This window comes from Paenibacillus sp. MSJ-34 (assembly GCF_018918005.1).
Taxonomy (GTDB): Bacteria; Bacillota; Bacilli; order Paenibacillales; family Paenibacillaceae; genus MSJ-34.
In genome coordinates this window covers 1-12,205 of sequence record NZ_JAHLPR010000025.1, presented here as the reverse complement: position 1 = coordinate 12,205, position 12,205 = coordinate 1, and the positions used below count along the sequence as shown (strand labels likewise).

Below are 12,205 nucleotides of genomic sequence, written 5' to 3'. Positions count from 1 at the left end.
AATTGATAAGACACATCGAAATTATTCCTTAGCTTCAAGACTCGTCGTGGCGTTTTTACTCTTCACTGGGCGCGCTCTTAAGACACAGAAGGCAAAAACAATTCCAACCACCGCAGCTCCCGCACATACCCATAACATATAGGCCATGCCGCCGACAAAAGAGGTTTTCGCCGAATGAACGAGTGAATCCGAACCGATTTGACGCGCAGCCGCCAGACCGGAAGACAGATTTCGCTGCGCCATTTCAGCCGCTTCCGCAGGCCATTCATCCGGGTTGAGATGATTGCGATAACCAGCGCTCAAAACAGCCCCTAGAATTGCAACCCCTAACGTTCCTCCAACCTGTCTCATGGCCATAAGAAGTGCCGATCCCACGCCGCTTCTCTCGGGTGTAAGCGCCGAGACGGCTTCATCCATCGCAGCCGGAAGAGCTAATCCAATGCCAAGTCCCACTGCAGAAATCCAAATGGAAGTAAATCCGTGTCCGGTCGATAGATCTGTGGCGCTGCCCATCGCCAATCCGATTCCAAGCAGTACGGATCCGATAACAATCGCCGTCCTGGTTCCGAAGCGCGACTGCAGAGCATCGGATATCGGCGTTCCAATCAATAGGCCTATTACGAGCGGCAATAGTCTCAAACCGGCGCTTAGCGCGTCCATTTCCAATACGGCCTGAAGATATTGAGGCAAAGCGAACAAGACGCCGAATAGAGCAAAAGAGATGATAGAACCTATCCATGTTCCGCCCGCAAAACTTCGAGATCGGAATAACGAAGGATCAACCAGCGGATGAGGGGTTCGAGCCTGATAGACAATAAACCACAATAGGAGAAGCATGCCTGCAAGAACGGATGCTAATGCAATTACGTCGTCCCAGCCTCTTTCACCCGCTTCAATAACCCCATACGTTAAACCGATCAACCCTGAGCTTGAAATCAACACCCCCGGCAAATCCACAGGGCGGCGTTCTTCGCTTCGAGTTTCAGGCAAAAGGAAAAATACTGCCGTGATCGCTACAATAACCAGCGGAAGATTGATGATAAAGACCGAGCCCCACCAATAGTTGTTCAGGAGCCAACCGCCAAGAATAGGACCAAGCGGTATTCCGACCGCATTGGCCATCATCCAAACGGCAATGGCTTTCGGCCTTTCCTTTTCTGCGAACATCACCGGAATCACAGCCATGGACAAAGGCACGATCAAGGAAGCGCCCAAGCCAAGAAAGACACGTGCTGTTATGAGTTCCCATGGCGATGCGGCATACGCACACGCAAGAGAGGCTGCGCCAAAAACGAGCAATCCGGCAAGAAGCATCCGCTTGCGCCCGATTCTATCCCCCAGCATCCCCATCGGCAGCAGCAACGCGGCAAAAACAAGATTATAAGCATCGACAAACCATTGAAGCTCGGCATTTGTTGCATGCATATCTTGGGCCATTATCGGCAAAGCCAAATTTAAAATCGTCATGTCCAGTCCGACCGCAAGAATTCCGAACGCAAGCGAAGCCAGTACCCACCATCTTTGTTGATATTGCGAATTCAGCTCCAATCACCCTTTCATTTTTTGACATTGACTATCATTTAGCAGTTTATATCTTTTGGGTTTTGATGTCAATATTAAATGTATATGATTTTTCATACAATCTTCAATTTTCAATCGTCTGTACGAGCATAATGGGCGATTTTTCATACAAAAATACGATTTCCATAATGCCGCTTGTGTTAAGTGGCAGCGGGAAATCCGGAACGTCCCATCTCCGATTTATAATAAATTTTTGCTGTAAAAAACTAAAAATTTATTGTAAAACGATAAATCGCATGATATGCTATTGCCAATAACGATTGCGAGGTGCTCCATGTTGCAAGGAAAAACAACGTTCCTGAAACTAGTGATTGTCATGATGGGCGTGTTGGCTCTTATTCTGTGCATCGTTTGGCTGCCGGATTTGGCTCGACATACCGCAGACAACAATCCCGATTTCGCTTATATGAGATATCCCGTGCTTATCGTCGTGTATATTACCGCGATACCGTTTTATTTCGTGCTGTACCAGGCATTCAAACTATTGCATCTTATCGAACGGAAAAACGCTTTTTCCGAACTGGCGATCGAATCGTTGAAATCCATCAAGTATTGCGCCATTTCGATCGTCATCGTCTATGCAGCAGGTGTAGCGTTCATCGGCTTCCTGACCGGGTTCCAATCTGTCCTTGCCGTCATCGGAGCTGTCATTATTTTCGCCGCTTCGGCCGTAGCCGTGTTTGCGGCTGTTCTCCAGGAACTGTTAGCCCATGCGCTTGAAATGAAAACGGAAATTGACTTGACGGTTTGAGGTGTTCATATGGCGATCATAATCAATATCGATGTCATGCTGGCAAAAAGAAAAATGAGCGTAACGGAGCTTTCCGAGAAAGTGGGAATCACGATGGCGAACCTTTCCATTTTGAAAAATGGGAAAGCGAAGGCGGTTCGTTTCTCGACTTTGGAAAAAATATGCGAAGTGCTGGATTGTCAACCGGGGGATCTATTGGAATATTCCAAAGAAACCTGATCAATTCCAATGATAGAGAGATTCAAAGGAGGCGCGCATGCAAACGAAACAATCGAATGGGACGGGAGTAACGATACGGCGCCAGAACCTTTATGGCCGCGCATTTCTGCAATTGCTTCATTTCGGTTATCAACAGGCGATGAGCTGCATCTTTCCGGTGGCGATCTTCGGCACGCTGGCCGTCTCCAAATGGCTTGCCGTCCCGTTCATCCACAGGTACGATTTCATTCTGCTTCTCCTGATTGCCGTACAATACTTCATGTATCGCAGCCGCCTGGAGACGCTTGACGAAATCAAGGTCATTTGCGTGTTCCATATTATCGGCCTCATGCTGGAACTGTATAAAGTACATATGGGCTCATGGTCGTATCCCGAACCGGGGTACACAAAATGGCTCGGCGTCCCGCTCTATAGCGGTTTTATGTACGCAAGCGTAGCGAGCTATATGTGCCAAGTATGGCGGAGGCTGAAGATGGATATGACCGGCTGGCCGGGCATGGTTCCTGCCTGCTTGCTCGGGGCGGCGATCTACGCCAATTTTTTCACCCATCACTTTATTCCTGATTTCCGCTGGTACCTCATGGCACTCGTAGCGATCGTTTTTTGGAAAACCCGGATTTGGTACACGGTTCGCGCCACGACGTACCGGATGCCGTTAACGGTTGCCTTTCTGCTCGTCGGCTTTTTCATCTGGCTGGCGGAGAACATCGCGACATTTTTCGGCGCCTGGAAATATCCCGATCAACATGTTATATGGCAGCCCGTCGGCTTCGGCAAAATCAGTTCGTGGTTTCTGCTCGTCATTATCAGCGTCATTATCGTGGCACAGTTGAAGTACGTCAAAGCGGGCAAAACAAGACATAGTGACACGAAATCCCCGTAAAGGCCGACAGCGGCTTCTGCCAACGACGCGCTTGCCCCGGACAAAACAACATCCCGATCCGTCGAACCGGACCGGGATGTTTCCCGTTCTATTTCACGGATCCCATCATTCCCGCCACAAAATGTTTCTGCATCAGAAAAAATACGAGCGCCGTCGGCAAGGTCGCGATCACGAGCGCCGTCATAATCAAGCCGTAGTCAGGCGCATAGCCCGAACCGAGCGTGAAGATGAGCAGAGGGATCGTTTTCTATGTATATGTTGTCTAATTATAACTCAGTTCCCGGTGACATGCTTTTGAAAAAATTCAAGCACTTTGGGCCAAAATTGCGGGTCCGTTTCGGAACTGCGGTGGCCTTGGCTTTCGACATATAGATACGACTTCATCGTTCCATCCGCTTTATGATGATCGAGCAAATAAGCGAGCTCCGTTGGCGGCACATAGTGATCATATTTGGAATGCACCATCAATACGGGCGCTTGCTGACGGTCCATCGCCTCAAGGACATCGAACTGCCGCAGTTCCTGTTTGGATAGTCCCGCCCTCATGAACATCAGCTTGGACAGAATCGGCCCCAAGGGGAAGTACGGCAGCTTGTAATGGCTTAACGACGCTTCCATAATCGTGCGGAACCTTGTCGGCATCGAATCGGTAACGATCGCCCGGATGCCGAGCGGCTTCGTATTGGCGATAATGCCGCCGAAAGCGCCGAGCGAGTGGGCAAGCACTCCGATCCGCCGCGGGTCGATCTCTTCTCTCTGACGGGCATACTCCACGGCAGCGAGAAGATCGTCACGGAATGTTTTTACGGTTGGCGCTTTTACGCTATCGCTTTCGCCATGACTTCTCGCATCGAACATCAGAATCGCGTAGCCGGCACGATGCAGCGGATTCATGTAGCGCAGCACTCGCGTTTTCCCCGATCCCCAGCCATGCACGATAATGATCAAAGGGCTTGGTCGCTTGCCTGTTGGGGCCGGTATAAACCATCCTTTCAGCTTGGCATCTCCATTCGGAATGACAACATCCCGATAGGGCACATCCGGGGTCTTGTTCGTCGGCACCCGCTTCGGCGTCTGGCTTTTCACAACCATCCACCATATTCCCGCCGCTATCCCTGCAATCGCAATCGCCAACAGAAAAATACTTATCATAACAACCATCGCTATTCCACCTTCCCACGAGTTTTCTTCTTAGTTTAAGACCGATCGGTCTGTTTTTTGCCTAAAAAAAAGAAGGGTCATGCACGAAAGCTCTCAAAATAATGCGTTAAATGTTCCAGCGTATGCCGCATATAGCCGCTATCGCGATATAACTGGCTGATCATCACGCCTCCTTCCATCGCCGCAACGATATAGACGGATACCGATGCTTCGTCGACGGAAGAAAGGATTTCCCCCTTGCGCTTTCCTCTGTTGATCACGATACGAATAAATTTCAAAAATTGTTCCATCGCTTCGCGGGCTTTATCGCGCAGGGCCGGATGCGTATCGTCGCTCTCGATGGCCGTATTCAACAAAGGACAGCCGCCTTTCAACGGAGGGTCTTCGACAATATTGCGATAGATCGAGACAATCGCGATTAACTGGTCGATGGAGGACGTTTTTCCCTTGATCGCCTCCGCGTATTTGCGGCGCATCCGGTTGATGGCATAATCGAACGCTTCAAGCGCAAGCTCATCCTTGCTGCCAAAATGATTATAAATGCCTCCCTTGCGCAGTCCGGTTACACGCATAATGTCGGAAACCGAAGAACCGGCATAGCCTTGCTGATTGAATAACTCAGCGGCTTGTATAATGATGCGTTCCCGGGTGATCGTTCCTTTTCGCATTGTTATGGCTCCTCCTTCAAGAGACCGATCGGTCTTAAAGAGAGAATAGCATGCCGGCGGCGATTGCGCAAGGACTCAAAACCTTAGTTTTTTCGCAATTGCCATTATAACAACTCAAAAATAGTCAATATTGTAAATAAGCATCATTCGTTACGTTGGAACGTTCCTAGCGGCAAACAACTTTGCCCGCCATGTTCAACAAATTGCAATACATTGCCATAAAAAGCGGCTCTTCGTTCATAAGCCAAATGTTATGATGAACATAGTCACATAGTCACATAGTCAGATAACCCAATTTAAACACAAGGCAGAAGGTGATGATCATACGGAAACCCGACCGTTCCAGCGACCAACCTTTGTATCAACAAATTGCCGACGATATCGAACGGCGAATTTCATACGGGGAGTTTCCGCCGGGCAGTATGCTGCCCTCCGAGCGCAAATTAGCCGAACAATTGGGAGTGAATCGCAGCACGGTGATTCTCGCTTACGCCGAGTTGCGCTCGCTTGGGATTATCGAAAGCCGTTCGGGCAGCGGAACTCGCGTAAACAAATATAAGTGGGGGGCTACGCCGAAGCATACGCCGAACTGGCACAGGTATGTGGAAGGCGGCAGTTTTTTGCCTAATCTGCCTTTTCTGCGTCGGATCCGGGAAGCTCTTCAACAAAACAAGACGCTAATCGATTTTGCCAGCGGCGAACTGGGCGCGGATATTTCGCCCGTCCATGAAATCAATACGCTCATCGGCGAACATTACTACACGGAATATCTGGGATATGACAATCCACAAGGATACGTCCCGCTTAGAGAAACGCTTGTCCCCTATCTACGCCAATATCGGGGGATTGAAACGTCGGATTCGTCGATTCTCGTTACGTCCGGCTCCCAGCAATCCTTATATTTAATTACGCAATGTTTGCTGGCCCCGGGAGACGCGGTCGCGATTGAGGATCCTTCTTATTGCTACTCGTTGCCCATGTTTCAATCGGCTGGCCTTCGACTGTTCCGGCTTCCGGTCGATGCCAAAGGGATCAACCCTGAAGATGTCCGCTCTCTGTACAAAAAACATCGGATCAAAATGGTATTCATCAATCCGAATTATCAGAATCCGACAGGCACTGTCCTCGATACGGAACGCCGTAAGGAATTGCTTAACGTCGCGAGCGAACTGGGGCTGCCGATTGTTGAAGACGATCCCTTCAGTTTGACGGCTTATGACGGAACGCCGCCGAAGCCGCTTAAATCGATGGATTCGATCGGCTCGGTCCTCTATATCGGCTCTTTCTCCAAAATCGCGGCGTCCGGGCTGCGCGTAGGCTGGATGGTCGCCCCGCATTCCGTTGTCAAACGGCTGGCCGATGCCAGGCAGCAAATGGATTTCGGACTTAGCGTCGTCCCTCAGCAGATTGCCGCGCAGTTCCTGAAATCCTCCTATATCCGGCCTCATCTCGAACGTTTGCGAACGCAGCTGATCTTTAAGCGGGATCTATTGGTCGAAGCGCTTCGGAAAGAACTGCCGGATTCGGTCCGTTTCTCCGTTCCGGAGGGAGGCTTGCATCTATGGTGCAACATATTGCCCGAGGTGAACGATGCAAAACTGCTGGAGGAAGCGATCCGACACGGAGTCGTTTTCGTTCCCGGAAGCGTATACGGTTCGGACTCGGGTTATGTGCGATTTACGTACGCTCGGCCCGATACGGATACGATCGTCCCGGGCGTTGCCAAATTTGCCGCAGCGATTCGCGCGGTTCTAGGTTCCTAACATAGCAAAAAGGTGAATGAAGGCGTATATCCGAACATACGAGCCGCTTCATTCACCTTTCTATTTCGTATGATCCAAGGAGAGCCGGTTAACCCGCCGTTACATTGCCAACGACCAATTCTTTTTTCGGCATCGCCTGCATATCCCCGGACGTAACGTGAGCAACGACATAATAGACGCCATCCTCGGGGAACATCGTTTTGATGCGATAAGTGCCGTCCAACCAATGCTTCGCAGTGACGGTCCGATGTTTCTCCTGATCTTTCCTCCAAATTTCGAATTCGACCTCCTGGGCGTCTGTCACCTTCTCCGCCCCCTGTGTAACGGTTGCGTCAATCAGAATGGCCCGTCCCGGTTGCAAAATGTCCTGTACCGTGCTGATTTCAACTTGAAGCGGTTCGGACGGCTCGGCGGTGCCGGAATCGGAGCAAGCGGAGACGAGTAAAAGAAGAACTAGACCAGCCAGCAGGAAACTATATTTTTTCATCGTGTTGACCCTCCATGTTGTATTTTTTAAAATGATCACGTCTTACTTTAAGGGGAATTGCGATAAATGTCACCAACCGCTATCGACATGAATGAACCAGCCATTTTCAAAGAATTGCAATAAAATTGACAAACTTTATTCACAACAAATCCATGCAAAAAGCTCTTCATATTGAAATGAAGAGCTCCGTCTAATGAACGCACTATTCGCTGTCTTCCCATTTTCTTGAATAGGCCTTATTCGTGACCCAGAACGTAATATAGGAAATGAGTACAATGATAATAACCGACGCAATCCATACGATAACCGGCACATCCACTGACAATCCCTCCAAAGTTCGCAGTATACCTATCGTTTACTCTAGTACAGAACGATGACGCAGTCACCACCCATTTCAAGGGGCATTTTACCATCCATTTTGGATTTTGTCATAAATCTTTGGGTCAAGCCATATTGGTATGTTATATAGGATAAGGGGGTATGGTATATGAGTTTGATTCTGGTTAGTGCTTTATTCGGTGCGCTTACCGTTTGGACGATAGGATTCATCGTCTTTTTTCGCAAAAATATAAACGGCATGGTTGGCATGACGGCGGCGATGGCGGCAGGAATGACGATCGGTTTGGCGATGGGCGCTCTGCTCGCCCTCTGGCTTCCGGGACAATTCTTCCATTCTACCATGGTCGGAATGATAATCGGCGGGGCCGCAGGGGCGGCTGCCGGCATCCCTGTCGGTTTCTTGGCATTGATCGAGGGATTGTTATCGGGCATCATGGGCGGCATGATGGGAACGATGCTCATGGTGATGGTGCCTGCGCCCTACGCCGAAACCACGGTCAACATCATGTCGGTCCTATGCAGCGGCATCTTGTTTCTACTGTTTGTTACGCTGCACGGAGAAGTGAACTCCGACAAGAGAGGACAAAAATCTTTTGTGCTGGCAAAACCGGTCTCCATGTTTTCCGTCATTCTTATTGCGTTGCTATCCATTCAGGCGAGCTCGCTATACGACGATCCGGAAGACGCCCGTCCGTCTCCGCCGGGCCAATCTGCCGAACATTCGGGGCATGCGCACGACTCGAATCGAACCGAATCGCCGGATCAAGCGGACCAAGAACTTCTTGTGAGTGCGACGGAATATTCCTTTTCCCCTTCCTCCATCCGACTCTATGCAGGCCAAAACATTACAATTACTTTGGAGAACGCGGGCCGAACGGAGCATGATTTTGAAATCGTCGGAACGAACGTGCACATTCACGCCGCACCCGGCGATCGAAACAGCGCGCTCGTTCGTTTCGAGAAAGCGGGATACTATCAAGTCGTCTGTACTTTGCCGGGCCACCAGGAAGCCGGCATGACGGCTTCCATTCAAGTCGCAAAGCCGTAAATTGGGAGCCGGCGATCCGGCTTATAATGCAGCCCTTTCAATGGAGTCCGCAATATTCATGCTTGCAATTTGCCGCAACGGAATACATGTCGCGAGCAGGCAGGCAAGGATCGAAATGACAGTTGCTTGCAACATCGGTATCACAGGCACAGCCGTGAACGAAACCGACTCCGCGGCCGCTGCGCCGATCAAAACGGTACAAATAGATCCGGCCGCTGCGCCGATGGCCGAGGCGATCATACCGTAATAGGCGCCTTCCCACATGAAAGTTCGATAGAGGCCGGAAGCGCTCATTCCGATCGCCCGTTGGACGCCGATTTCGGCAATGCGGGTATGAATATTGGTATAAACCGTATTGACGATATTCAAAACGCCGATGAAACCGATAAACAAAATCACACCCCACGCAAGCGTTTGGATTTGTCGATAGCTTTCTTCCAGCTGGCGGTCCGCGTCCCGGTAAGAAAGCCAGCGACTGCCGGGCGTTGTACCGGCAATTTCTTCGATCTTCGCTTCGAAGGCGCGGGCATCCGCCTTATCCGCCAACACCGGGTACACCTCGGAGTACGCGTCTTGACCGGTGAGCGCATCGTAAACCGTATCGAACACAATGACTTGAACCCCATTGACAAATCCGGCATTGTCCAGCCCTACGGAACGGTCGGAAATTGCAATCACATCAAGTTCCATGCCCCCGACAGAGATCGTGTCGCCGGCTGAAATCGAAGTTGCAGCCAGCGGAGCGCCTTCATAAGAGAGTGCAATCGGATTTTTGATCAAGCATGCTTTCCCGTCCTTTAACTTCTGCATCTCTTCTGCCGTAAGGGATGGGGCGAGCGATGGAAGCCGCTTCGCGTCAACGCCGACGATCTGGAACGTTTCGCCGGGGGATAACGCAACGCTTGTACGAATAGGGAGCATACCGTTTTTATCTTGTTTATACAGACTAAATTTTAACGTATGTAAAAAGACGACTTCCGGCTGTTTTTTTAGCTCGTCCGCGATAGAGGGTGCAAACCCTACCAGATCATTTGTAATAGAGTAATCGCCCAAGTGCATTTTCCGTACTTCGTTTGAAGTATCAAGCAGATTGGAAAAGCTTTGCAGCGCTACGAACACGGTAAAGCTCATCGCCATAGACAATATCGTGATCGCCGTACGGCCCGGGTTGCGCTTCAAGTTCAGTTTCGCGTAATACGCTTCAAAGCGGCGGATGCGCCTGCTTTTTCGATTCTTGCGCTTGAATGCGGCGGTCCGGCCGGATATCGAAATCATCGGGGAAACTTTTGCCGCGTAACGGGCGGCAGGCATGGCGGCGATGAACGAAGACAACAGGGTGACAACGGCGCTTATGATCAATGGCAGAAGCCTTCCCGTACGATTCCCGGCAACCAGGGCGGCCAGTTCCTCCGGGCTGCCCGCCAACAATGCTTCGGGCGAGAATAAACCGGTCGCTGCCGCCGTTATGCCTTCGGCCGAAAGAACGCCGACAATCGCGCCCGGCGGGATGCCGATGGCGCACAGCAAGAGAAGCTGCATAGCCACCAGTCGATATAGCTGGCCCCTTTCCGCTCCGATGGCCCGCAAAATCCCATATTCTTTCATACGCTTGGCAACCGCGATCTTCAAGATATTATAGATGACAAGCCCGGCAGCCATCAGCGTCAAGGAACCGGCGAAGATGCCCGCTGCCTTCATATAGGAGAAGCCCGAACCTTTTGCCGCGCCCGCCTCCTTTTTGTCGTACGGAATCCCTAAAGCGTTCAGATATACCCAATTGTATTGGATATGTTCTTCGGGCACGTTCAGTTGATCGGCTAAATGATAAACGGTTTGCTGAAAATTCGCTTTCCCTTTCGTCCGGAAATCGGCGGAATATAGCATATAACGTTCGGGCAATAATTCCGACGCCGTCCCCGCCCCTACGATACCGCTTACCGTGCCGGAAGCGTATCCGAGGTAATTGCTCTTCAATATTCCGGTCAACGTAAAATCCGCGGTATATTCATAAGGTAATTGCGTATCCCGCAGCAACGAAATCTTGGCGTCGAGAGATATCGTATCGCCAATTTCCCCTTTGAAGCCTAAAAATTGGAGCGCATCCTCAGGCAGAGCCGCTTCGCCCGCTTTTTGCGGCAAACGTCCCTCCTTAAGTTGGGAAATTGTCGGATAAACGGATAAACCTTCGCCGAAATATTCCCGAAGCTGTACGGACATGCCGCTCGTACCCAAGTCCGCAACGCCAACCGTAACGAAGCTGCCCGCAAATGCAATCCGATCGTTCTTCATGAGCGTTTCCATCTGTTCTCCGGCGAGCTGGTGGAATGTTGCATAGCGGTTGCCGTTGAGCGACGCCGCCTGTTGCTGACGCATAGCGTCCAATATTCCGATGGACTGGCCGATCGCCGTTGTCATCATGGTAGAGAGGATGACGGCAATCAGAATAAGGATCGAAGTAACTTTATGCGATTTCATTTCTTTCCATGCATAGGATTGATAGGATTTCATACTCATGATGCCGTAACCTCCGTAAGCGCGCCGTCTGCGATCGTAAACCGGCGATCCGCCATGTTTGCAATCCGGCTGTCATGCGTAATGACAACGATTGTTTTTCCAAGCCGCTCCCTGATATCGCAGAGCATCCTCATGACCTCGCTGCCGCTTCTGCTGTCAAGATTGCCGGTCGGCTCGTCGGCAAAAATAATATCCGGTTTGGCAATCAAAGCTCTGGCAATAGCGACCCGTTGCTGCTGTCCGCCGGACAGTTCGCCGGGCAAATGAGTTAATCGGTCTCCGATCCCTAGCAAATCTGCGACCTCCGATACATAGACCTCATCCGGATCTTTTTTATCAAGCAGCAACGGCATGATTATATTTTCCTTTGCGCTCAGGACCGGCAGGAGATGAAATTGTTGGAAAATAAATCCGATTCTTTGTCGGCGGAAAGCGGACAACTCCTTATCGTTTCCGCGGTGAATATCGAGACCGTCGTAAAGGACAGTACCGGCAGTGGGCTTATCCAATCCGCTGATGAGGTGAAGCAACGTGCTTTTGCCGCTGCCGGACGGCCCCATGACGGAAATAAAATCGCGCGAAGCGATGTCGAAACTGGCATCGTTTAGGGCGGTCACTTTGTTTTCGCCGCTGCCATATATTTTCGATAAATGACGGACTGTAATCTTCACACAAATCCCCCATGGCCTGACGACCATCGCCATAAATGAAAATAGAGTTGCAAACTGTATCCGTTTTTGGGGTAATTAATATGGGCAGATCATAGGTCGAAAGCTTTTTGGTGTATCAAT

At 50.5% G+C, this 12,205-nt stretch carries 11 protein-coding genes and 1 pseudogene; 5 read left to right on the top strand and 7 right to left on the bottom strand.

What is annotated here, in order from left to right; all coding sequences use genetic code 11:
• Positions 1-21: 21 nt before the first annotated feature.
• The gene (locus KQI79_RS13770; protein ID WP_253298144.1) at positions 22-1,548 is read right to left on the bottom strand and encodes an MFS transporter; all 1,527 of its coding nucleotides are present in this window, start codon (positions 1,546-1,548) and stop codon (positions 22-24) included.
• A gap of 307 nt (positions 1,549-1,855) precedes the next feature.
• Here KQI79_RS13770 and KQI79_RS13765 point away from each other — a divergent pair, with 307 nt between their 5' ends.
• The 3 genes from KQI79_RS13765 to KQI79_RS13755 are packed head-to-tail and all read left to right on the top strand — an operon-like array spanning position 1,856 to position 3,434.
• On the top strand, positions 1,856-2,332 hold the full coding sequence (locus KQI79_RS13765) for a DUF2975 domain-containing protein (RefSeq protein ID WP_216538826.1): 477 nt from the start codon (positions 1,856-1,858) through the stop codon (positions 2,330-2,332).
• Positions 2,333-2,341: 9 nt separating this feature from the next.
• A complete protein-coding gene (locus KQI79_RS13760) occupies positions 2,342-2,551 on the top strand; it encodes a helix-turn-helix domain-containing protein (protein WP_216538825.1) in 210 nt (69 codons plus the stop codon).
• A 37-nt stretch (positions 2,552-2,588) separates the two neighbouring features.
• Entirely contained in the window at positions 2,589-3,434 is an 846-nt protein-coding gene (locus tag KQI79_RS13755; protein WP_216538824.1) for a DUF817 domain-containing protein, read from the top strand.
• Between the two features lie 88 nt (positions 3,435-3,522).
• On the opposite strand, the pseudogene KQI79_RS27600 reads toward KQI79_RS13755, so the two are convergent.
• The 3 genes and pseudogenes from KQI79_RS27600 to KQI79_RS13745 form a co-directional block, all read right to left on the bottom strand.
• A pseudogene (locus KQI79_RS27600) lies at positions 3,523-3,681 on the bottom strand (carbohydrate ABC transporter permease); the annotation flags it as partial.
• Positions 3,682-3,707: 26 nt separating this feature from the next.
• Entirely contained in the window at positions 3,708-4,595 is an 888-nt protein-coding gene (locus tag KQI79_RS13750) for an alpha/beta hydrolase (RefSeq protein ID WP_216538823.1), read from the bottom strand.
• A gap of 77 nt (positions 4,596-4,672) precedes the next feature.
• Positions 4,673-5,263: a TetR/AcrR family transcriptional regulator gene (locus KQI79_RS13745; RefSeq protein WP_216538822.1), complete on the bottom strand. Its 591-nt coding sequence runs from the start codon at positions 5,261-5,263 to the stop codon at positions 4,673-4,675.
• 323 nt (positions 5,264-5,586) lie between these two features.
• Between KQI79_RS13745 and pdxR the strand changes: the two genes are divergently transcribed.
• The gene (gene pdxR / locus KQI79_RS13740) at positions 5,587-7,026 is read left to right on the top strand and encodes a MocR-like pyridoxine biosynthesis transcription factor PdxR (RefSeq protein ID WP_216538901.1); all 1,440 of its coding nucleotides are present in this window, start codon (positions 5,587-5,589) and stop codon (positions 7,024-7,026) included.
• 88 nt (positions 7,027-7,114) lie between these two features.
• On the opposite strand, the gene KQI79_RS13735 is transcribed toward pdxR, so the two are convergent.
• Positions 7,115-7,513 carry a FixH family protein gene (locus KQI79_RS13735; protein WP_216538821.1) on the bottom strand — a complete coding sequence of 133 codons (399 nt, stop codon included), beginning with the start codon at positions 7,511-7,513 and terminating at the stop codon, positions 7,115-7,117.
• 487 nt (positions 7,514-8,000) lie between these two features.
• On the opposite strand from KQI79_RS13735, the gene KQI79_RS13730 reads away from it, so the two are divergent.
• On the top strand, positions 8,001-8,900 hold the full coding sequence (locus KQI79_RS13730; protein WP_216538820.1) for a cupredoxin domain-containing protein: 900 nt from the start codon (positions 8,001-8,003) through the stop codon (positions 8,898-8,900).
• Between the two features lie 21 nt (positions 8,901-8,921).
• Here the strand turns inward: KQI79_RS13730 and KQI79_RS13725 are convergent, their stop codons facing one another.
• Positions 8,922-11,414 (bottom strand): ABC transporter permease, encoded by a 2,493-nt coding sequence (locus KQI79_RS13725; RefSeq protein WP_216538819.1) that lies wholly within the window; start codon positions 11,412-11,414, stop codon positions 8,922-8,924.
• The gene (locus KQI79_RS13720; protein WP_230193092.1) at positions 11,411-12,085 is read right to left on the bottom strand and encodes an ABC transporter ATP-binding protein; all 675 of its coding nucleotides are present in this window, start codon (positions 12,083-12,085) and stop codon (positions 11,411-11,413) included. Before KQI79_RS13720 ends, KQI79_RS13725 begins: the two co-directional genes overlap by 4 nt.
• Between the last annotated feature and the right edge of the window lie 120 nt (positions 12,086-12,205).